This is a genomic window from Variovorax sp. V35, assembly GCF_041154465.1.
GTDB classification, from domain to species: Bacteria; Pseudomonadota; Gammaproteobacteria; order Burkholderiales; family Burkholderiaceae_C; genus Variovorax; species Variovorax boronicumulans.
Genome location: NZ_AP028666.1, coordinates 1,975,007 through 1,996,446 on the forward strand (window position 1 = coordinate 1,975,007; position 21,440 = coordinate 1,996,446).

The window sequence follows — 21,440 nt, forward strand, 5'->3', positions numbered from 1 at the left end:
AAAACCGTCACGCCGCCGTCATGCGGCGGGTGCAGCATGCTTTTTGTCTACCCGCCACTCTTGCCCCTTTTCATCATGCTGACGAGCGCACTTCCCGACCACGAAGACCTGATGCAACGCATCGCCCGCGACCTGATCGACAGCTACGACGAAGAACTCGAGCTGGAGATCGAAGACCGCAACCTCGACGGACTCGACCCCGGCTCGGCCGCGTCTTCCGTGTCCGACAAGGCGGCGCGCCAGGCCTACTTCAAGGAACTCTTTCGCCTGCAGGGCGAGCTGGTCAAGCTGCAGGACTGGGTGCAGCACAGCAAGCAGAAGGTGGTCATTCTTTTCGAAGGCCGCGACGCGGCGGGCAAGGGCGGTGTCATCAAGCGCATCACCCAGCGCCTGAACCCGCGCGTGGCCCGCGTGGCCGCGCTGCCCGCGCCCAACGACCGCGAACGCACGCAGTGGTACTTCCAGCGTTACGTGGCGCACCTGCCGGCCGCCGGCGAGATGGTGCTGTTCGACCGCAGCTGGTACAACCGCGCCGGTGTCGAGCGCGTGATGGGCTTTTGCAGCGACGACGAGTACGAGGAGTTCTTCCGCACCGTGCCCGAGTTCGAGAAGATGCTCGTGCGCTCGGGCATCAAGGTCATCAAGTACTGGTTCTCCATCACCGACGACGAGCAGCACATGCGCTTCCTGGGCCGTATCCACGACCCGCTCAAGCAGTGGAAGCTCAGCCCCATGGACCTCGAAAGCCGCCGCCGCTGGGAGGAATACACCAAGGCGAAGGAGATCATGCTGGAGCGCACCCACATCCCCGAGGCGCCGTGGTGGGTGGTGCAGGCGGTCGACAAGAAGAAGGCACGCCTGAACTGCATCAGCCACCTGCTGGGCCAGCTGCCCTACCAGGAAGTGGCGCATGCGCCGGTCGAGCTGCCGGCGCGCGAGCGGCATGACGACTACCTTCGCCAGCCTGTCCCCGCCAGCATGATCGTCCCGGAAATCTACTGAAGGCTTCGCGGCCGTTTGGCCGCCCGGCGCTTTGCCTGCACACTGCGCCATGGCCCGTCGCTCCACCGCTTCTTTTTTCGCCCGCGCCTACGAGCGCAACCTGAAGGCGCTCACCAAGCTCACGCTGAGCAACGGCAAGCGCGTGGCCGGCCAGGTGCAACGCGCGACCGCCAAGCGGCTCAAGCCGCCGCCCGGCAAGGGCGACTGGATCAGTGGCATGGCGATGGGTGCGGGCGGGGCGCGCGGCTATCACCTGTTCCGTCCGGCCGACCTGGTGCTGCAGCCCGGCGAGAAACTCCCGCTCATGGTCATGCTGCACGGCTGCGGCCAGACCGGTCGCGACTTCGCGGCCAGCACGCGCATGAATGCGCTCGCGGTGCGCCAGCGCTTTCTCGTGCTCTACCCCGAGCAGGACCGCATCGCCCATCCGCAGGGCTGCTGGAACTGGTACGAGCGCCGCTCCGGCAAGGCCGACGCCGAGGCCGCCACGCTGATGGCCGCCGTCGACCAGGCCTGCATGCTGTACCCCGTCGACCGCGACCGCGTGGCCGTGGCCGGCCTGTCGGCGGGCGCGAGCATGGCGGCGCTGCTGGCCACGCGCTACCCGAACCGTTTTCGCGCCGTGGTCATGCACTCGGGCGTGGCGCCTGGCGCCGCGAAGTCATCGGCCACCGCGCTCGGCGCCATGCGCGGACAGCACGTGCCGCCGATGCCCGTCACCGCAGTTGGCAAGGCCATGGGCGCGGCGGCCGTCTTCACGACGCTGCCGCCGATGCTGGTGCTGCACGGCGACGCCGACGCCGTGGTGGCGCCGAGCAACGCCATGAGCAGCGCGGCCGTCTGGGCCACCGCCGTGGGCGCGCACGCCGGTATCGCGCGCGACCTGCAACGCGGCCAGCGCCGTGCCATGCGCGTGACCGACTTCAAGCGCCAGGGCCGCACCCTGGTCACGCTGTGCGAGATCGCGGGGCTTGGCCACTCGTGGAGCGGCGGGTCGCGGGGGCAGCTGTTCAGCGACCCGCTCGGGCCCGACGCCACGCGCATGACCTGGGCCTTTGCGTCCGCGCAGTTCGACAAGCGCTGAACGCGCGGCGGCCTGCGCGCATGACCTCGCAGGTCATTGCCGCGATGCCGGCCGGTGCCGACAGTGGGGGCCATGACCTCGTCGAACCCCGCCGTTTCTTCTGCCCCATCGATCACGTCCGCCGCACCGGGTCCGCTGGGCCTGTGGGTCATGCTCAGCGGCACCTTCCTGGTGGTGCTCGATTTCTTCATCGTCAACGTCGCGCTGCCATCGATGCAGCACGACCTGCAGGCCAGCGCGGGCACGCTGCAGCTGGTGGTCGCGGGCTACGGCCTGGCCACCGCCGCAGGGCTGGTCACGGGCGGGCGGCTGGGCGACCTGTTCGGCCGGCGCCGCATGTTCATGCTCGGGCTGCTGCTGTTCACGCTCGCCTCGGCCGCCTGCGGCGTGGCGCCGAACGCCGGGCTGCTCGTGGCCGCGCGCCTGCTGCAGGGCCTGGCCGGCGCGTTGCTGCAGCCGCAGGTGCTCGCGATGATCGGCCTGGCCTACGCGGGCGAACACCGGACGCGCGCCTTCGCGGCCTACGGCCTCACGCTGGGCCTGGCGGCCACGCTGGGGCAGCTGGTGGGCGGTGCGCTGATCCATGCCGACCTTGCGGGGCTCGGCTGGCGCAGCTGCTTTCTCATCAACGTGCCCATCGGCCTGCTGGCGCTGGTGCTCGCGCCGCGCGTGGTGCCGCCGCTGGCGCAGGGCCGCGGCGACAGCCGGCTCGATCTCGCCGGCATGGCGCTGGTCGCGGCCGGTTCGGTGGCCGTGGTGCTGCCGCTGGTCGAAGGGCGCCAGCAGGGCTGGCCGCTGTGGAGCTGGCTGTGCCTGGCCGCCGCCGTGCCGCTGTGGGGCCTCTTCGCGAGGCAGCAGCGCCGCCTTGCGGCACGCGGCGGTGCGCCGCTGGTGGCGCCGGCGCTGCTCGCCAACCGCCGCTTCGTGACCGGGCTGCTCACCACGCTGGCCTTCTATGCGGGCAACGCCTCGTTCTACTTCGTGCTCGCGCTGTACCTGCAGCAGGGGATGGGGCTGGGCGCGCTCCACTCGGGCATCGTCTTCACGGCGCTGGCCGTCGGCTTCTTCGCGACCTCGATGGCCGGCGCCCGCATCGCCCGCCGCTTCGGCGGCACGCCACCGATCGCGCTCGGCGCCCTCGTGCTCGCGGCGGGGCATGCGCTGCAGTGCGCCAACGTGGCCGGCTGGCCGGGGCACACGCATGTCGTGGCGTGGATGGTGCCGCTGCTGTTCGTGCAGGGCGCGGGGCTCGGCATGGTGATGGCGCCGCTGGTGTCCACCGTGCTGGCTGGCCTGCCGCCGCAGCACGCGGGCGTGGCGTCGGGCGTGCTGTCGATGGTGCAGCAGGCGGGCAATGCGCTGGGGGTGGCGTTGGTGGGGATCCTGTTCTATGGGCAGTTGGGGCGCGGCGCCGACGCCGCAGGCTATGCGAGCGCGCTCGGCGTCGCGCTGCTCTACCTGATGGGCACGGCCTTGCTGGTGGCCGTGCTGCATCGCACTGGCGTGCGACAGCGTCAGGTGGCGGCGGGCGGGGGCAAACCGGACAGCGCCGAGGCCACGCGCTGACAGGCGGCGATGAGATCGCGAACGATGCGTTCGTCGATGTTCATGTCGCCTTCGTATTCACCGAGGTTGCGGATCTCGTGCCCCTTGGCCAGCACGCGCCAGACTTCCGGCCCCAGCGCCAGGGTGTGCGGCAGCACCTGGAAGACGATGAAGCGGTTGCCCGATCGATAGCCGTGCCATCGCAGTGCAGCGAGGCACAAGGCGTGTGCCGCGTTGTAGGCCAGATCGAAGCGGCTTTCCAGCGAGAGCTGGGTGACCTGCGCATCGGCCAGGCGAGCCAGTCCGGAGCGAAGCAGGCCCGCGAATTCGCGCGCATCGGGTGCTTCGGCCGTCAGCGGTTTCGACGGGCCGCACAGGTTGTCAAGCGGGGAGGGCATGCGCGTCGCCAATCACCCAGAGCTTGGGCTGTGCCATGACGCGGGTGGCGAAAGCTTCGCCGTCCTTGAGTTTTCGCATCAGTTCTTTCCTCGTGAACAGGGTCGGGTTCACTGTACGGCCGAGGCGCGCCGAGACGGCGTCGAGGGCGAGAAAGAGGTCCGAATAGGCAAGTTCTTCACTGATCAGCAGCAGGTCGATGTCGCTGGCAGCGGTGTCGCTCTTCTTGGCCACCGAGCCGAAGACGAAGGCCGCTTCGATCTTGTCGGCCACGGGCGCCAGTGCATCGCGCAACGGGCCCGCGAGCCCGAAGGTCTTGCGCACGATGCTGCACAGCTCCTCGAAGATCGGTGCGTCCGCGTTCGCGCGGTAGTGTTTCTGGTTGCCGACACGCGACGTCGTGAGCAGCCCGCTGTCGGTCAGCTGCTGGAGTTCTCGCTGCACTGCGCCCGAGCCCGCACCGGTAAGCTTGATCAATTCACTGGAAAAGAAGCTCCGGTCCGGCTGCCCGAAGAGACAGCCCAGCACGCGTTGCTGCGTGGTCGTGAACAAGGCGTCCGCCAGGCTGGCGGACTTCTCGACAACCGGTGCCGGTGATTTCAATTTACCCATTTTGGGTATGTTAATGCCCAAAATGGGTTTCTCCAACCCTACAGGAATGCCATGGCCGATGACCTGCAATCGCTGACCCAGGCCTTGCGCGACTTCGCACAAGCCCGCGACTGGGAGCAATTCCACTCCCCCAAGAACCTCGCCGCCGCGCTGTCGGTCGAGGCCGCCGAGCTGCTCGAGCATTTCCAGTGGCTCACCGACGCGCAAAGCCGGGCGCTGCCCGCAGACCAGCGCGCGCAGATCGGCACCGAGATCGCGGACGTCCTGCTCTACCTGCTGCAGCTGGCCGACAAGCTCGGCATCGACCCGGTCGAGGCGGCGAAGCACAAGATGCTCGCCAACGCCGTGAAGTACCCGGCCCCGCCACCCGCCTGAGTACCTCCGTGTACGCCACCCGGCGTATTTCCCCTTTGTGGTGCGTTCCGCAGACTCCTCTCCATCGCCAGCCCCGCGCTGTCGACAAGGTTCAACCCACCCGGAGCAGGAGTCCACATGCAACGTCGTTTCACACTCAAGGCGCTCACCGCCGCCGTCGCGCTGGCCAGCATTTCTGCTGCGCCTGCATTCGCTGCCGACACCATCAAGGTCGGCGTGCTGCACTCGCTGTCGGGCACGATGGCCATCTCGGAAACCGTGTTGAAAGACACGGTGCTGATGGCCATCGACGACATCAACAAGAAGGGCGGCGTGCTGGGCAAGCAGCTCGAGCCCGTGGTGGTCGACCCGGCCTCCAACTGGCCGCTCTTCGCTGAAAAAACCAAGCAGCTGCTCGGCCAGGACAAGGTCTCGGTGATCTTCGGCTGCTGGACCTCGGTGTCGCGCAAGTCGGTGCTGCCGGTGGTCGAGGAAATGAACGGCCTCTTGTTCTACCCCGTGCAGTACGAGGGCGAAGAGCTTTCGAAGAACGTGTTCTACACGGGCGCCGCACCCAACCAGCAAGCCATTCCGGCCGTCGACTACCTCATGAGCAAGGAAGGCGGCGGCGCCAAGCGCTGGGTGCTGCTGGGCACCGACTACGTCTACCCGCGCACCACCAACAAGATCCTGCGCGCCTACCTCAAGAGCAAGGGCGTGGCCGACAAGGACATCGACGAGAAGTACACCCCCTTCGGCCACAGCGACTACCAGACCATCGTTGCCGACATCAAGAAGTTCTCGGCCGGCGGCAAGACGGCGGTGGTGTCGACCATCAACGGTGACTCCAACGTGCCCTTCTACAAGGAACTGGGCAACGCGGGCCTGAAGGCCAAGGACGTGCCGGTGGTCGCCTTCTCGGTGGGTGAAGAAGAACTGCGCGGCGTCGACACCAAGCCGCTGGTCGGCCACCTGGCTGCATGGAACTACTTCATGTCGATCAAGAACCCGACCAACACGGCGTTCATCAAGCAGTGGAGCGACTACGCCAAGGCCAAGAACATCGCCGGCCACAAGGACAAGCCGCTCACCAACGACCCGATGGAAGCCACCTGGATCGGCATCCACATGTGGAAGCAGGCGGTCGAGAAGGCCAAGTCGACCGACACCGACAAGGTGATCGCCGCCATGGCCGGCCAGACCTTCACGGCGCCGTCGGGCATCGTCTCGAAGATGGACGAGAAGAACCACCACCTGCACAAGAGCGTGTTCATCGGCGAGATCAAGGCCGACGGGCAGTTCAGCGTGGTGTGGAAGACGCCGGGTCCTGTGAAGGCCAAGCCGTGGAGCCCGTACATCGAAGGCAACGACAAGAAGCCCGATTACCCGGCTGGCAAGTCGATGTAACTGGGGCTCGCCCCCAGGCTGCGCGCACTTCGTGTCGCTTCGCCAACCCCCTACCGGGGGCAACACCTGAGGCCCGGCAAAGCCGGTTCCTCGGTGTTCCCGAATGAGAGAACCGCTGTGCATCCATTACTGCGCTCAATTTGTTCCTGCACGACGGCGCTGTTGCTGCTGGCAGCAGCGCCCGTCCATGCGCTGACCGCCGACGAAGCCCGGGCCATCGCCTCCGGCGAATCCGAAGCCCGCATCGCCGCGCTCAACAAGGCCGTCCTCACTGCCGACGACAAGACCGCCGCGTTCATTCAGGCGATGTCCGACGACGCCGTGAAGTACACCGAAAACAAGGTCTTCGTGATCAAGGACGACAAGGGCTTCGACCCCGTGACCGGCACCGAGTTGAAGGTGCCCGACACCGCCGAAGACGTCGTCAACAACAACCTCATGCGCGGCGCGCTCGATGCCGCGCAGGCCGCGCTCAAGCTCACGAGCACCGACGACGCGGTGCGCGCCGAAGCCGCGCAGGCGCTCTTCAAGGAGCCCGACGAGTCGCGCATTCCGATGGTCGAGAAGGCGCTGGCCGCCGAGACCAACCCCAAGATCAAGGCGCAGCTCGAGCTCGTGCGTGCCGCCAGCATGCTCACCAGCGCCGACAAGGCCAAGCGCCTGGCTGCCGCCAAGGAGCTGGGCAACAACCGCAGCCCCGACACCAAGCTGCTGCTGAACCAGCGCCTGGCCGACGAGACCGAAGCCGACGTGAAGGCGGCCATCACCGCATCGATCGCCAACATCGACGGCGCGCTGGTCTGGGGCGACCGCATCAACGCCGTGTTCAGCGGCATCAGCCTGGGCTCGGTGCTGCTGCTCGCCGCGCTCGGCCTGGCCATCACCTACGGCCTGATGGGCGTCATCAACATGGCGCACGGCGAGCTGATGATGATCGGTGCCTACGCCACCTACGTGATGCAGGGCATCTTCCAGAAGTACATGCCCGAGGCGGCGTTCGGCTGGTACCTCGTGGCCGCGATTCCCGTGTCGTTCCTCGCCTCGGCGCTCGTGGGCGCGGTGCTCGAGCGTGGCGTGATCCGCTTCCTGTATGGCCGTCCTCTCGAGACGCTGCTCGCCACCTGGGGCATCAGCCTGATGCTGCAGCAGCTCGTGCGATCGCTGTTCGGCGCGCAGAACGTCGGCGTGGAAAACCCCGGCTGGATGAGCGGCGGCTTCACGATGCTGAGCAACGTCACGCTGCCCTGGAACCGCATCTGCATCATCGTCTTCGCCGCGCTCGTGCTGCTCGCGATGGGCTGGCTCATCGGCAAGACGCGCCTGGGCCTGTTCGTGCGCGGCGTCACGCAGAACCGCCCGATCGCCTCGTGCATGGGCGTGAACACCGCGCGCATCGACACCTACGCCTTCGCGCTCGGCTCCGGCATCGCGGGCCTGGCGGGCTGCGCGCTGAGCCAGATCGGCAACGTCGGCCCCGACCTCGGCCAGAGCTACATCGTCGACAGCTTCATGGTGGTCGTGATGGGCGGCGTCGGCCAGCTCGCGGGCACCGTGTATGCGGCGCTGGGGCTGGGCATTCTCAACAAGTTCATCGAAGGCTGGGCGGGCGCGGTGCTCGCGAAGATCGCGGTGCTTGTCTTCATCATCATCTTCATTCAAAAGAGACCTCAGGGCATCTTCGCCATGAAGGGCCGGAGCGCAGAAGCATGAGCAAGGTCGTACTCCCAACCAAGGGGCCGCTGCTGAGCGGCAAGGGCTGGACGGCCTTCTTCGTCGCGCTCATCGTCGTGTGCGCCGTGGCGCCCGTGCTCAACATGTGGGTGCCGGCCGACAGCCCGCTGCACATGAGCGACTACGCCGTGGCACTGGTCGGCAAGATCATGTGCTACGCCATCTGCGCGCTGGCCATGGACCTGATCTGGGGCTACACCGGCATCCTGTCGCTGGGCCACGGCCTGTTCTTCGCGCTGGGCGGCTACATGATGGGGATGTACCTCATGCGCCAGATCGGCCGCGACGGCAACTACAAGAGCGACCTGCCCGACTTCATGGTGTTCCTCGACTGGAAGGAACTGCCCTGGCACTGGACTTTCAGCGGCAGCTTCGGCATGACGCTGCTGCTCATCGTGGCGGTGCCCGGCCTCATCGCCTTCGTGTTCGGCTTCTTCGCCTTCCGCTCGCGCATCAAGGGCGTGTATTTCTCGATCATCACGCAGGCCATGACCTTCGCGGCCATGCTGCTTTTCTTCCGCAACGAGACCGGCTTCGGCGGCAACAACGGCTTCACCGACTTCAAGCGCATCCTGAACATCCCGATCGCCACGCAGGAGATGCGCATGACGCTCTTCGCGCTCACCGGCCTCACGCTGCTGGGCTTCTTCCTCTTCGCCAAGTGGCTCATCGGCAGCAAGTTCGGCCGCGTGCTGCAGGCCATTCGCGATGCCGAAACGCGCGTGATGTTCTCGGGCTACAACCCGCTGCCGTACAAGCTCACGATCTGGGTCATCTCCGCCGTGATGTGCGGCGTGGCCGGCGCGCTGTACGTGCCGCAGGTCGGCATCATCAACCCGGGCGAGATGAGTGCGGCCAACTCCATCGAGATCGCCGTGTGGGCCGCAGTCGGCGGGCGCGCCACGCTGATCGGGCCGATCCTCGGCGCCTTCATCGTCAACGGGGCCAAGAGCTGGCTCACCGTGGCCTACCCCGAGTACTGGCTGTACTTCCTGGGCGCCTTGTTCATTGCTGTCACGCTGTTCCTGCCGAACGGCATCGTGGGGTTGGTGCGCAAGTGGCTCTCGCGCGAGAAGACGCAGAAGGTCGCGGCGCCGGCCGCGAAGGAAGCGCGGCGCGAGCCCGCCGCCTCGCATGCAGAGCCCGAAGCGAGCGTGCAGGCGCCCCTGGCCGCCGATGTGAAGGGAGCCCGCGCTTGACCCCCGACCTGATGGAAGCCGGCGCCGAGCGCGCCGCACGCGCGGCCGGCCTGCACGCGGCCACCGGCCAGACCGAATCGGGCGGCCGCACCGCAGGCTTCAGCCGCATCGCCACGCCGGGCGAGGTCGATATCACCCACGGCCGCATCCTGTACCTGGAAGACGTGAGCGTGAGCTTCGACGGCTTCAAGGCCATCAACAAGCTCTCGCTCGACATCGCGCCGGGCGAGCTGCGCTGCATCATCGGCCCCAACGGCGCGGGCAAGACCACGATGATGGACATCATCACCGGCAAGACCCGGCCCGATTCGGGCACCGTGTTCTTCGGCAGCACCATCGACCTGCTGCGCCACCGCGAGGCCGACATCGCGCAGCTGGGCATCGGCCGCAAGTTCCAGAAGCCGACGGTGTTCGAGCACCTCACCGTGTTCGAGAACCTCGAGCTGGCGCTCAAGACCGACAAGGGCGTGCGCGCGTCGATGCTGTTCAGGCTCGACTCGGCGCAGAGCGACCGCCTCGCCGAAGTGCTGGAGACGATTCACTTGGCCGACAGCGTCTCGCGCCTGGCCGGCAACCTGAGCCACGGCCAGAAGCAGTGGCTCGAAATCGGCATGCTGCTGATGCAGGACCCGAAGCTGCTCCTGCTCGACGAGCCCGTGGCCGGCATGACCGACGAGGAAACCGCGCGCACGGCCGAGCTGTTCCTCACGCTCAAGGGCAAGCATTCGCTGATGGTGGTGGAGCACGACATGAGCTTCATCCGCACCATCTCCGAGATCGTGACCGTGCTGTGCGACGGCTCGGTGCTGGCACAGGGCACGCTGGATGAAGTGCAGGCCGACGAACGCGTGATCGAGGTCTACCTTGGCCGGTGAATTTCTAGCCGCGGCCAGAGCCGACAGCATCAACGTCACGACCAGCGCCCGGTGTGCGGTGCGGCGTGGGCGGCCCCTCTGTGCCGCCGAGGAGCGCAGCGTTTCGCGGATCAGGGCTCGCAGCTGTTTGAGCGCAGCGAGTTCTGCGAGACCCCGCGAAACGCGAGCACCGCAGGGCAGCCCGAAGGGCCGGCACAGTGGGGTCGACCGCGCCGTGCCGCGCACCGGGCGCCCCCGATAAAGACCAAGGAAGGCATCCCACCATGCTGACAGTCAAGAACATCCACCAGTACTACGGCGGCTCCCACATCCTCAGAGATGTGAGCTTCGAGGCGACACTCGGCAAGGTCACGGTCCTGCTCGGCCGCAACGGCGTAGGCAAGACCACGCTGTTGAAGTCGCTCATGGGCCTCGTGCCCATCAAGAGCGGCAGCATCGAGCTCGAAGGCAAGCCGATCCACAAGGCCACGCCGTACGACAGGGCCAGGGCCGGCATCGGCTTCGTCCCGCAGGGCCGCGAGATCTTCGCGCGGCTCACGGTGGAAGAGAACCTGCGCATGGGCCTGGCCTACAAGAGCGGGGGCACGCCGATTCCTGCAGAGCTGTTCGAGCTGTTCCCGGTGCTCAAGCAGATGATCAACAGACGAGGCGGCGACCTCTCCGGCGGGCAGCAGCAGCAACTGGCCATCGCGCGCGCCCTCGCGCCCAAACCCAAGCTGCTGATCCTCGACGAGCCCACCGAGGGCATCCAGCCCAGCATCATCAAGGACATCGGCCGCGTCATCCGCATGCTCGCCGACCGCGGCGACATGGCCATCGTGCTGTGCGAGCAGTACTACGACTTCGCGCAGGAGCTGGCCGACGACTACCTCGTGATGGAGCGCGGCGAAGTCATTGCGCGCGGCCTGGGCAAGGACATGGAAGCGCAGGGCGTGCGGCAGTTGGTTGCCATCTGAATTGCAAGACGGTACCGAAGCTGCGCACGAGAGCATCTTCACAATTTAAGGGTTTACCCTAGAATCGAGCCTTGCCCGCGTCCGCCGGGCACCCCCCAGGAGCTCGGCCTTGAACGCCTCACCGTCCGCCCGCGAAGGCGCGGAAACCACCGCCATTGCACCGTCCGTCTCGTCCGCCCAGTTCCTGCGCGCGGTGCTCGCGCTCGGCGTCGGCGGCTTTGCCATCGGCACCGGCGAGTTCGTCATCATGGGCCTGCTGCCCGAGGTCGCGAAAGACATCGCCGTCACCATCCCGCAGGCCGGCCACGTCATCAGCGCTTACGCGCTGGGCGTGGTCATCGGCGCGCCCGTGCTCGCGGTGTTGGCCGCCGGCTGGGGCCGACGCGCACTGCTGATCGCGCTGATGGCCGTGTTCGCGGCCGGCAACTTCGCCAGCGCGATGGCGCCCGGCTACCTGTCGCTCAACCTGCTGCGTTTTGCCACCGGCCTGCCGCACGGCACCTACTTCGGCGTGGCCGCGCTCGTGGCCGCCACGCTCGCGCCACCGGGGCGGCGCGCACGCGCCGTCGGCCTGGTGATGCTGGGGCTCACCGGCGCCACGCTGGTCGGCGTGCCCATCGCGGCGTGGCTGGGCCAGCTGTTCGGCTGGCGCGCGGCCTTCGTGTTCGTGGGCGTCATCGCGCTGGTTGCCGTGGCGTTGCTGCGCCGCGACGTGCCCGACATCGCGCCCGCCGCCGGCGCCAGCCCCTGGCGCGAACTCGGCGCGCTCAAGCGCAAGCAGGTGTGGTTCACGCTGGGCATCGGCGCCATCGGCTTCGGCGGCATGTTCGCCGTGTTCAGCTACATCAAGCCCACGCTGATCGAGGTGGCCGGCCTGCCGCTGGGCGGCGTGCCCTTCGTGCTCGCGCTGTTCGGCCTGGGCATGGTCACCGGCAACCTCGTGGGCTCGCGGCTGGCCGACAAGTCGCTCATGCGCACCATCGGCGGCGTGCTCGTCTACGCGGCGCTCGTGCTCGCCAGCTTCACCTTCGCGGCGCACCACGTCGTGACGGCGGCCTTCACCGTGTTCCTCATCGGCACCACCGTCGCCATCGGCCCGGCCCTGCAGATCCGCCTGATGGACGTGGCCGGCGACGCGCAAACGCTCGCCGCCGCGCTCAACCACTCGGCCTTCAACATGGCCAACGCCCTCGGCGCCTGGCTCGGTGGCGTCGCCATTGCGGCCGGCCTGGGCTGGACCTCGACCGGCTGGGTCGGCGCGCTGCTGGCGCTGGCGGGCGTGGGCATCTTTGCCTGGGCGGTCGCGAGCGCGCGTGCGGATGCGCGGCGGCCGGTGGCTGTGGCTTGCGAAGGGTCGGCGGGCTGAGACGCCGTTCTGCAGTGGCGGTGCTGTAAGAGAAGGGCGCCAGAATCAGGCACGTTCCTGATGGCTGGAGTCCATGCATATCTTTCGAGTGTTGGTGGCGACGTGCGTTGCGGCGATGGGCGTCGCCATGCTGTGTGTCGCGCTGCTGTCGGCGTATGACGCGGCGCTGGTTCTTCTTTCCTACGACGAAGTCGAGGGTGTCGTCACCGGCGTCAACGGCGACGAGGTGCGGGTCGACTACGTCCGACCCGATGGCCGAAAAGCCGTCCTGCGGGCCGGCCGTGGCGGCAAGTTCAGCGCGCGCCCCGTGGGCAAGAAGCTCGCAGTCCTGCTGCCTCCGCGGGACCGGACAGACAACGCAGCGCAGCCGATCCTTAAGAGCGACCTGAACCGGGTCGCCGCGGAATTCATGGTCGCGCTGTTCCTGCTCGGCGGCGCTGCAGCGATCTGGTGGGGAAAGTCTCGCCGTGTTTCCTCACAGTCGGTCGAAGGCATACGCACGAGGAGCTTCGACACCCGCCCGAAGAACCCCGAACGGCAAGCGCAGCTGCAAGCATCGATCGACCTCGAGATCGCCGAGCGACGCGCCAAGAAAGACGCCCGATGACCACTCCGCTTTTCACCCGCCGACGCCTGCTGCACACCGGCCTCGCCGCCGCCGCGCTCGGCCATCCCTTCCTGCACCTGCGCGCCCAGCCCTCGGCCACGCGTGACCCGTTCACGCTCGGCGTCGCCTCGGGCGCGCCGCGGCCTGACGGCATGGTGCTGTGGACGCGGCTCGCGCCCGAGCCGCTGCAGGGCGGCGGCATGGGCGACGCGCCCGTGGCGGTGCAGTGGGAAGTGGCCGAGGACGAGCGCTTTCGCCGCATCGTGACCAAGGGCATCGCCAGCGCCGAGGCCGACCTCGCGCACTCGGTGCACGTCGACGTGCAGGGCCTGCGCCCGGGCCGCCCCTACTGGTACCGCTTCACCGCCGCCGGCGTGCGCAGCCCCGTCGGCCGCACGCGCACCGCGCCGGCCGACGATGACGCCACCGTGCAGCCGCTGCGCTTCGCCTTCGCCTCGTGCCAGCAGTACGAGGAGGGCTACTACGCCGCCTACCGCGACATGGCCGCGCAGCCGCTCGACTTCGTCGTGCACCTGGGCGACTACATCTACGAAAGCTCGCGCGGCTCGCACAACGTGCGCCGGCACGAGGGCGGCATTCCCACCGACCTGGCCGGCTTTCGCAACCGCTACGCGCTCTACAAGACCGACCCGCACCTCCAGGCCGCGCACGCCGCCTTTCCGTGGCTCGTGACCTGGGACGACCACGAGGTCGCCAACGACTACACCGACGACGTCTCGCCGCGCACGCCCGACCCGGCGCAGTTCCTCGCCATCCGCGCCGCGGCCTACCAGGCCTGGTACGAGCACATGCCCGTGCCCGCCTCCATGCGTCCACGCGGCGCGGGCGCGACCATCTACGGCCGCCATCGCTTCGGCCGCATGCTCGACGTGATGCTGCTCGACGGCCGCCAGTACCGTTCGCACCACGCCTGCCTCCCGGGCCGCAGCACCAAGCCGTTGGTCGACTGCGCCGACCGGCTGGCGCCGGAGCGCAGCCTGCTCGGCATGCAGCAGGAAGCCTGGCTCGCGAACGAACTCGCAACGCCGCCGGCGCGCTGGACCGTCATCGCCCAACCCACCTTGCTCGCCGAAGCCGACCGCCAGCGCGGCCCCGGCCACGGCTACTGGATGGACGGCTGGGACGGCTACGCCGCCGCGCGCACGCGCCTGCTCGACGCGCTGACCGCCAACCCGTCGCGCGGCGGCGATGCGCTGGTGCTCGGCGGCGACGTGCACGCCTTCTGGGCCGCCGACCTGCGCCGCGCGCCGCAGGGGCCCGTGGTCGCGACCGAGTTCGTCGGCGGCGCCATCACCTCCGAAGGGCCCAGCGCCGCCAGCGTGGCCCACATGCGTGCGAAGAACGAACACCTGCGCTACGGCCGCGCGGACAAGCGCGGCTACGGCCTCATGACGCTCGACGCACGCGGCTGCGCGGTCGAGTTCCGCGCGGTCGAAGACGAGAAGAACGCCGATTCTGCCGTCGCGGCCATGGCCCGCTTCTCGGTCGAACGCGGCGCGCCCGGCGTGCACCTCGAATCCACCTGAATCTCCAGCGCCTGCAGGAATGCGCGGCCGTGCCTATGATGGCCGCCGCCTCTTTCCCTCCCTCTCCCACCTTCTCGGAGCGAGCCTGCATGAGCATCCCCACCACCCGCCTGGGCCGTACCGGCCTCACCGTGTCCCGCCTGGCCCTGGGCACCATGACCTTCGGTCTGCAGACCGACGAGGCCGTGTCGCACCAGATCCTGGACAAGGCCGCCGACGCCGGCATCAACTTCCTCGACACCGCCGATGTGTACCCGCTGGGCGGCACCATCGAGACCACCGGCCGCACCGAAGAGATCATCGGCAACTGGCTCGACAAGCAGGGCCCCGCGGGCCGCCGCCGCTTCGTGGTCGCCACCAAGGCCGTCAACAAGGTCGGCCCCAACCCCTGGGACCAGGGCGCTTCGCGCAAGCACCTGCTCGACGCCATCGACCTCTCGCTCAAGCGCCTGAAGACCGACCACGTCGACCTGTACCAGCTGCACATGGACGACCGCGAGACCCCACTCGAAGAAAGCCTCGAGGCGCTCGACGTGATCGTCAGGTCGGGCCGTGCGCGCTACATCGGCGTGTCGAACTTCCTGGCCTACCGCCTGGCCCGTGCGCTCGGCAAGGCCGAGCTGCACCGGTTCACGCGCTTCGTGTCGGTGCAGCCGCGCTACAGCCTGCTGTTCCGCGAGATCGAGCGCGAACTGCTGCCGCTGGCGGCCGAAGAGGGCCTGGGCGTGATTCCCTACAACCCGCTGGCCGGCGGCCTGCTCACCGGCAAGTACAAGCCCGGCGCCAAGCCCGAGGAGAACACCCGCTTCACCCTCGGTACCGCCGGCGGCATGTACCAGGACCGCTACTGGAACGACCGCAGCTTCGACACCGTGACCCAGCTGCATGCGCTGGCCGATGAAGCCGGCGTGCCGCTGGCCACGCTGGCGGTCGCCTGGGTCATGGCCAACCCGCTGATCACCGCGCCGCTGCTGGGCGCCAGCCGCCCCGAGCAGCTCGACGCCACCGTGGCCGCCGCCAGCTACGTGCTCGACCCGGCGCTCAAGCAGAAGCTCGACGCACTCACCGCCGAGTACCGCAAGGGCGACGCACCCCGCTGAGCGAAAGGATGCGTGCCGGCCCCCGGATGGCCTGCGCGCAGTACGTGCTTGGGCCATGCGGGAGAATCGCGCCCGGCATGACCACATCCCACACCTCCTCCCGGCGCGCCGCCCTGCGGCACGCGGCAACGACCGAACGGCGGCCCGCATGGCGCAGCTGATGTCGCTGCTGGTGCAGAACGCGATCCTGGTGGTGTTTGCCGCCAGCTTTGCCGCGCGCCTGGGCCTGCCCGTGCCGGCCGCGGCCGTGCTGGTCGTCACTGGTGCGTTGCTGGCGGCGGGCGACGTGTCGGTGGTCGGCGTGGTGCTGGCCGCCGTGGTCGCCAACCTGCTGGGCGACGGCGCGTGGTTTTACGCCGGGCGCCGCTTCGGCTACCGCTTCATGCGGCTGCTGTGCCGCATCTCGCTGTCGCAGGACTCGTGCGTGCGGCGCGGCGAATCGCTCATTTCCGACTGGGGCGGCATGTCGCTGGTGGCCGCCAAGTTCGTGCCCGGCGTGTCCGTGGTGGCGCCGCCCATGGCCGGCGCGCTGGGCATGTCGGTGCGGCGTTTTGTCGGCTTCGACATCGTCGCCGCGCTGGTCTGGACGGGCCTGTTCCTTGGCCTGGGCTGGCTCTTTCGCGACCAGATCCAGCAGGTGCTCGCCGTGCTGGCGCAGGCCGGGGGCATCGCCACCGCCGCGCTGGGCGTGGTGCTGCTCGTGATGCTCGCCGTGCGCTACTGGCGCCGCCGCGCCTTCGCGCGCCTAACCGGCATGCCGCGCATCAGCGTCGACGAGCTGTTCGACCTGATGAGCGGCGACGTGCCGCCGCTGGTGATCGACGTGCGCGGCGAAGCCGGCGTGCAGGTCGACCCGCGCCGCATTCCGGGGGCGCTGTCGTACACCCTCAAGGCGCTGCAGCAGCGCAACCTCGACCTCACGATCGACCCCGACCGCGACGTGGTGCTGTACTGCAACTGCCCCAACGAAGTCTCGGCCGCGCAGGCCGCGCGCGTGTTGCTGGCGCGCGGGGCGCGGCGGGCGCTGCCGCTGACGGGTGGGCTCGATGCGTGGGTGGCTGCGGGGCGGCCGACCAGCGTGCATTGAACGCACCAGGACGAACGAGGCACCCACCCCGACGATGAACCTGCGCACCAAGATCGTCGCCTTGGCCGTTGCGCCCCTGCTGGTCGCGCTGGTGCTCGTGGCCCTGGCCGTGCGTCACCAGGAACACGACCTGGCCCAGCGCGAGCGGGCGCTCATCGAGCGCAGCTACATGGCCCAGCGCCGCAGCGAGCTGCGCAGCTACGTCGACCTGGCCGTGAGCAATCTGCTGCCGCTGTACGAGTCGGGCCTGGACGACGAGGCCACGCGCACCGAGGCCCTGCGCCGCCTGGCCACGCTCAACTACGGCGACGACGGCTACTTCTTCGTCTACGACATGGACGGCAACTCGCTCATGCACTCGCGCCAGCCCGAGCTGGTGGGCCAGAACCTGTGGAACCTGCGCGATTCGCACGGCCGCTTCACCATCCAGGAGCTGATCCAGGGCGCGCGCGACAAGGGCGGCGCCTACGTCGAGTACGAATGGCGCAAGCCCTCGAGCGCACAGATGGCGCCCAAGCTCGGCTATGTCACCGCGCTGCCGCGCTGGAACTGGATGGTCGGCACCGGCCTGTACCTGGACGACATCCAGTCGACCATGGACACCCTCGACCGGCAGATGAACGCGAACGTCACCGCCACGTTGCTGTGGATTGCCGGCATCGCCGCGCTGTGCCTGGGCGTGGTGAGCGCGGCCGGGCTGCTGCTCAACCTCAGCGAGCACCGCACCGCCGAGGCCAAGCTGCGCCTGCTCGCGCGCCGCGTGGTGCAGTCGCAGGAAGAAGAGCGCGGCCACCTCGCGCGCGAGCTGCACGACGGCACCAGCCAGACGCTGGTGTCGGCCAAGCTGCTCATCGAATCGGCGGTGGAGCAGCTCGACCGCGCGCACCAGTCGCCGCCGCCCGCGCTCGGCAAAGCGCTGCAGCGGCTGAACGATTCACTCATCGAAGTGCGCCGCATCTCGCACCGGCTGCGCCCCGCGCTGCTCGACACCCTGGGCCTGCCCGCCGCGCTGGAGCGCCTGGGTGCCGAGTTCGGCGAAGAAGGGGGCATCGACGCGTCGATCATGGTCGAGGGCGAACCCTTCGAGCTGTCGCAAGAAGCCAAGACCGCGCTCTTTCGCGTCACGCAGGAAGCGTTGACCAATGTGCGCAAACACGCCCGTGCGCAGCAGGTGCACATCGCACTGGGCTTCGACGAAGAGGCCGTGCGCCTGGAGATCAGCGACGACGGCGTCGGCTTCAACGTCGAGGCCATGCAGCTCGACCCGCAGCGCGGCATCGGCCTGCGCAACATGCGCGAGCGCATGGAGTCCATCGAAGGCCGGCTGCGCATGCGCTCGGGCCGGGGCCACACGTCCATCGTGGCCGAAGTGCCCGTGCGGCGCGCAAAGCCAGAATAGCGGCCATGAAAGAAGACCCCGCCGCTGCTGCTCCCGTTGTCGTGCGCCTGTTCCTGGTCGACGACCACCCGCTGGTGCGCGACGGCCTGCGCGCGCGCCTGGGCGCCATGCCCGGTCTGGAGATCGTGGGCGAGGCCGGCAGCGGGGCCGAGGCGCTGGCACTCATCGGCCCCGCGCAGCCGCACCTCGTGCTCATGGACGTGGGCATGAAGGACATGAACGGCATCGAGCTGGCGGCGCTGCTGCTGCAACAACAGCCGCAGCACCAGCAGCCCGCGCCGCACATCGTGATGCTCAGCATGTACGACAACCCCGAGTACGTGCAGAAGGCCCTGCAGGTCGGCGCGCGCGGCTACGTGCTGAAAGACGCGCCGGCGGCGGAGATCGTGGCCGCCATCGAGGCCGTGTCGGCGGGCGGCACCTTCCTGAGCCCGGCCGTGTCGAAGAAACTCTTTCGCAACCAGACGCCGCGCCCGCTGCTCACGCCGCGCGAGAGCGAGATCTTGAGTGCGCTCGGCCGCGGCGAATCGAGCAAGCAGATCGCGCGCGACCTCGGCCTGAGCGTGCGCACCGTGGAGGCGCACCGCCAGAGCATCAAGCGGCGCCTGGGCATCGAAGGGCAGGCGGAGCTCATCAAGTACGCGGTGGAGCACGCGCGGGAGTTCGGCGGGCAGGGCTGAGGCGCTGCTGTCGATGCGGGGCTCGGGCCCTGCTTTCAGGGCCTGACTGTCAGGGCTTTGTGAATCGCCGCTGCCGCAGCGCGATTACTTGCGCGAACCGCGCATTCCTCGGCGAAATTTCTCTCTGTGCCGGGCAGGACTTCTCTACAGTGAATGCCCCTGTGATGACACGACCCGCCATGTGGGCGAGGAGGGCAGCACACACCACACCACGGACCACTGACTGATTGAGTGAATGAAGGAACCGCTTCGCCTCACGGCGGGCCATCGATGCAGATCGATCGATGCGAACGTGAGGCACAAAAGGCGACGGCCACGGTGCGCGAACACCATGACCGTCTAACCAAGTGACGTGCATAACCTTGAAAGAGAGCACAACAAATGGCTAAACGAATTATGGCCCGGCCTACCGGGTCGACCCCTCCCCACGCGACCACCCCCAGCGCAGCAGACCTGTTGGAATGCAAGCTGGAACAACTGAACTCACTGCTGTGGTGCTGCCACGGCGCCGGCGATGGATGGTTCGAAGATGCAGGGGCAGGGCATCGGGACAACCTGCTTTGGATCGCCTCGGATCTGGCGCGGGATGCGGCGGCGTTGTTTCAGGAGAGTGGGGGAGGGTGAGAGTTTGGCGCCGGTATTGGATACCGGGGTGGCTGCTTCAGCCTGATTGCTGCCGCTCGGGGCGATATGCATCGAGGGCGGCTTTGCGACCCGGCGGGGACTTCCGCCTCGCAAATCTGCCCGAGCCGTCTGACTGAAGTAGACACGAACCAGCCGGTGCGCTCGTGTCAATAAACGGAGGTTCCAAACGCTCTGTGGCTTGGGCGACTGCTCGCATGCGTTGTGTCTTCAGTCTCGCCAAAGCGACGCAACAAGGCACATACGGTCGGTTGCCCAGGAGGCTCTACAGCATGGTTGTCGATGTCAGTTCGCAGCGTCTCGTCGAGCGTTGGCGTGTCGCCCCTGGCCAGTCGAACTTCGATCGACCACACAATGGCGTCACGAAGGATTTTCGGCATGCTGCGCCCACTGAGGTAAGTCCGAAGCAGCGACTCGGCGGTGAACTGGGAAGGTGTCATGCGCCCCTCCGTTGAAGAAGTTGAAGCTGCCACACTACCGCGCAGGAGATTTTTCGACCGTGCGCTGGCGCACAGACCGAAAACAAAAGGCGCGCCATGATCTGGTTGACGGCCATCCGGCGCTGGTAGAGGAAGCTTAAGCACCCGCCCATCAAGAGCGGCACCTCGATGCCGGCGGGCCGTCACCTCGCTGGATTTCATGGCAAAGGCCAAGCACTTGGGCCTGCAGAGCGATCAACTCCCGTTGTCTTACGGGCGCGAAGCGCCAAGCGTGTGATAGTGCACAGCCGCCCCCAAGAAAGATTTTCGCAATGTCCGATGCTCCCTACTTTCATGATGCCTCTGGCTCCGTCCGCTTCTGGGTGGACCTGGAAGGCAACCGGTTCGTGAGTGCCAGCGTCGGGAGCCAAGCGCTGCGCTATCACTTTCACACACCCGAGAGCGCCGATCCGCTTGAAACCTTCGGCCACCATGTCGAAGAGATTGAAGCCGCGGTGCGGCGGCGTCTCTCACAGGGGGCCATGGAGCCGGTGATGCTACGGGAGAACGATCTTCATGCTCCTGCCGTGTGAATGGCAGGAAGGCCACCTGTCATGAGATCAACCGCGCGTAGTTGCGCTGGTTGGCCCGATAGCAATCGCACGCCGCATTTTCCAGTCCTTGGCGATCCGTGATCGTGATGGCGCCGCGGCGGTATTCGATCAGCCGACGCTCGTGCAGTGCCGTCGCTGCATTGGTGATGCCGACCCTGCGCACTCCCAGCATGCGACCCAGTACTTCATGAGTCAGTGCCAGGTGGGCGGAGTGCGCGCAATCCTGCGTGGTCAGTAGCCAGCGCGCCAGGCGCTCCTCGATCAGATGGAAGCGGTTGCACAGGCCCGAGCGACCCAGTTCCATCAGCAGCACACAGACGTAGCGGTTGAGAACACGCCTGAGCATCGTGTTGTGCTCCAGTTCCTGAGCAAAGGACTGCGCCGTCAGGCGCCAGGCCAGACCGCCGCCTTGAACGAACGCTCGCAACGGTGCGCTCTGAACACCCAGCGACAGTTCGTAGCCCAAGGCGCCCTCGTTGCCCACCAAGCCTGTTTGCAGGCCGTCGTGGCCGTCCGCCGTGGAAACCAGCGAAACAAAGGCGCTCGTGGGAAAGTGGATGTGGTGGATGACATCGCCCGGCTCATAGAGCGTCTGGGCCGCGGCCAGTGGCACGCTCTCGCATTTTTCGAGCAGACGCGCCCTGACCATCGGCGGCAGCACTTCGAGCAGACGGTTGTGAATGGGGCGGGTCGGATGGGATGTCACAGAGCCCCTGTTGAGAGGGGCCAGCGCGAAAATGCGTGACCCGCCGCATTGTTGCCGATGCGATGGCTCACGTCTGTGCGGCGGCGCACCGAGCGTGACCATCGGCGCGGCG

20 protein-coding genes are annotated in these 21,440 nt (G+C 67.9%); 17 read left to right on the top strand and 3 right to left on the bottom strand.

Annotated elements, in window-relative coordinates; translation table 11 throughout:
* Positions 1-75 precede the first annotated feature (75 nt).
* The 3 genes from ppk2 to ACAM42_RS09145 all read left to right on the top strand — a co-directional run bounded on the left by ppk2 (position 76) and on the right by ACAM42_RS09145 (position 3,652).
* Positions 76-1,002: a polyphosphate kinase 2 gene (gene ppk2 / locus ACAM42_RS09135; RefSeq protein WP_172438226.1), complete on the top strand. Its 927-nt coding sequence runs from the start codon at positions 76-78 to the stop codon at positions 1,000-1,002.
* Between the two features lie 49 nt (positions 1,003-1,051).
* Positions 1,052-2,086 carry a PHB depolymerase family esterase gene (locus ACAM42_RS09140; protein WP_062472220.1) on the top strand — a complete coding sequence of 345 codons (1,035 nt, stop codon included), beginning with the start codon at positions 1,052-1,054 and terminating at the stop codon, positions 2,084-2,086.
* Between the two features lie 72 nt (positions 2,087-2,158).
* The gene (locus ACAM42_RS09145; RefSeq protein ID WP_369631796.1) at positions 2,159-3,652 is read left to right on the top strand and encodes an MFS transporter; all 1,494 of its coding nucleotides are present in this window, start codon (positions 2,159-2,161) and stop codon (positions 3,650-3,652) included.
* On the opposite strand, the gene ACAM42_RS09150 is transcribed toward ACAM42_RS09145, so the two are convergent.
* Both ACAM42_RS09150 and ACAM42_RS09155 read right to left on the bottom strand, forming a co-directional pair.
* Positions 3,601-4,029, bottom strand: coding sequence for a hypothetical protein (locus tag ACAM42_RS09150; RefSeq protein ID WP_369631797.1), 429 nt, complete (start codon positions 4,027-4,029; stop codon positions 3,601-3,603). The two genes, ACAM42_RS09145 and ACAM42_RS09150, sit on opposite strands and share 52 nt — an antisense overlap.
* Positions 4,013-4,708, bottom strand: coding sequence for a nucleotidyltransferase domain-containing protein (locus ACAM42_RS09155; protein ID WP_369631798.1), 696 nt, complete (start codon positions 4,706-4,708; stop codon positions 4,013-4,015). The genes ACAM42_RS09150 and ACAM42_RS09155 overlap by 17 nt, the downstream gene beginning before the upstream one ends.
* On the opposite strand from ACAM42_RS09155, the gene ACAM42_RS09160 reads away from it, so the two are divergent.
* The 14 genes from ACAM42_RS09160 (at position 4,691) to ACAM42_RS09225 (ending at position 20,601) form a co-directional block, all read left to right on the top strand.
* The gene (locus ACAM42_RS09160; RefSeq protein WP_369631799.1) at positions 4,691-5,014 is read left to right on the top strand and encodes a nucleotide pyrophosphohydrolase; all 324 of its coding nucleotides are present in this window, start codon (positions 4,691-4,693) and stop codon (positions 5,012-5,014) included. The two genes, ACAM42_RS09155 and ACAM42_RS09160, sit on opposite strands and share 18 nt — an antisense overlap.
* A gap of 117 nt (positions 5,015-5,131) precedes the next feature.
* On the top strand, positions 5,132-6,400 hold the full coding sequence (urtA, locus tag ACAM42_RS09165) for an urea ABC transporter substrate-binding protein (RefSeq protein WP_013543023.1): 1,269 nt from the start codon (positions 5,132-5,134) through the stop codon (positions 6,398-6,400).
* 162 nt (positions 6,401-6,562) lie between these two features.
* Complete coding sequence (urtB, locus tag ACAM42_RS09170; protein WP_369632748.1) at positions 6,563-8,110, top strand: urea ABC transporter permease subunit UrtB; 1,548 nt, start codon at positions 6,563-6,565, stop codon at positions 8,108-8,110.
* Entirely contained in the window at positions 8,107-9,330 is a 1,224-nt protein-coding gene (gene urtC / locus ACAM42_RS09175; RefSeq protein ID WP_369631800.1) for an urea ABC transporter permease subunit UrtC, read from the top strand. The genes urtB and urtC overlap by 4 nt, the downstream gene beginning before the upstream one ends.
* Positions 9,327-10,205, top strand: coding sequence for an urea ABC transporter ATP-binding protein UrtD (gene urtD / locus ACAM42_RS09180; protein WP_095744117.1), 879 nt, complete (start codon positions 9,327-9,329; stop codon positions 10,203-10,205). The genes urtC and urtD overlap by 4 nt, the downstream gene beginning before the upstream one ends.
* Before the next feature lie 263 nt (positions 10,206-10,468).
* Positions 10,469-11,161, top strand: a complete 693-nt coding sequence (gene urtE, locus ACAM42_RS09185) for an urea ABC transporter ATP-binding subunit UrtE (RefSeq protein ID WP_062472198.1) — start codon at positions 10,469-10,471, stop codon at positions 11,159-11,161.
* A gap of 109 nt (positions 11,162-11,270) precedes the next feature.
* Positions 11,271-12,527: an MFS transporter gene (locus ACAM42_RS09190; RefSeq protein ID WP_369631801.1), complete on the top strand. Its 1,257-nt coding sequence runs from the start codon at positions 11,271-11,273 to the stop codon at positions 12,525-12,527.
* A gap of 73 nt (positions 12,528-12,600) precedes the next feature.
* The gene (locus tag ACAM42_RS09195; RefSeq protein ID WP_369631802.1) at positions 12,601-13,134 is read left to right on the top strand and encodes a DUF3592 domain-containing protein; all 534 of its coding nucleotides are present in this window, start codon (positions 12,601-12,603) and stop codon (positions 13,132-13,134) included.
* Positions 13,131-14,681, top strand: a complete 1,551-nt coding sequence (locus ACAM42_RS09200) for an alkaline phosphatase (RefSeq protein WP_369631803.1) — start codon at positions 13,131-13,133, stop codon at positions 14,679-14,681. Before ACAM42_RS09195 ends, ACAM42_RS09200 begins: the two co-directional genes overlap by 4 nt.
* Positions 14,682-14,770: 89 nt before the next feature.
* Positions 14,771-15,781, top strand: coding sequence for an aldo/keto reductase (locus ACAM42_RS09205; RefSeq protein ID WP_369631804.1), 1,011 nt, complete (start codon positions 14,771-14,773; stop codon positions 15,779-15,781).
* Positions 15,782-15,929: 148 nt separating this feature from the next.
* Positions 15,930-16,868 (top strand): VTT domain-containing protein, encoded by a 939-nt coding sequence (locus ACAM42_RS09210; RefSeq protein ID WP_307637233.1) that lies wholly within the window; start codon positions 15,930-15,932, stop codon positions 16,866-16,868.
* Positions 16,869-16,902: 34 nt separating this feature from the next.
* The gene (locus ACAM42_RS09215) at positions 16,903-18,267 is read left to right on the top strand and encodes a cache domain-containing protein (RefSeq protein WP_369631805.1); all 1,365 of its coding nucleotides are present in this window, start codon (positions 16,903-16,905) and stop codon (positions 18,265-18,267) included.
* A gap of 5 nt (positions 18,268-18,272) precedes the next feature.
* Positions 18,273-18,947 carry a response regulator gene (locus ACAM42_RS09220; RefSeq protein WP_369631806.1) on the top strand — a complete coding sequence of 225 codons (675 nt, stop codon included), beginning with the start codon at positions 18,273-18,275 and terminating at the stop codon, positions 18,945-18,947.
* A gap of 1,393 nt (positions 18,948-20,340) precedes the next feature.
* Positions 20,341-20,601, top strand: coding sequence for a DUF1488 family protein (locus ACAM42_RS09225; protein ID WP_369631807.1), 261 nt, complete (start codon positions 20,341-20,343; stop codon positions 20,599-20,601).
* A 19-nt stretch (positions 20,602-20,620) separates the two neighbouring features.
* Here the strand turns inward: ACAM42_RS09225 and ACAM42_RS09230 are convergent, their stop codons facing one another.
* Complete coding sequence (locus ACAM42_RS09230) at positions 20,621-21,430, bottom strand: Crp/Fnr family transcriptional regulator (RefSeq protein WP_369631808.1); 810 nt, start codon at positions 21,428-21,430, stop codon at positions 20,621-20,623.
* Between the last annotated feature and the right edge of the window lie 10 nt (positions 21,431-21,440).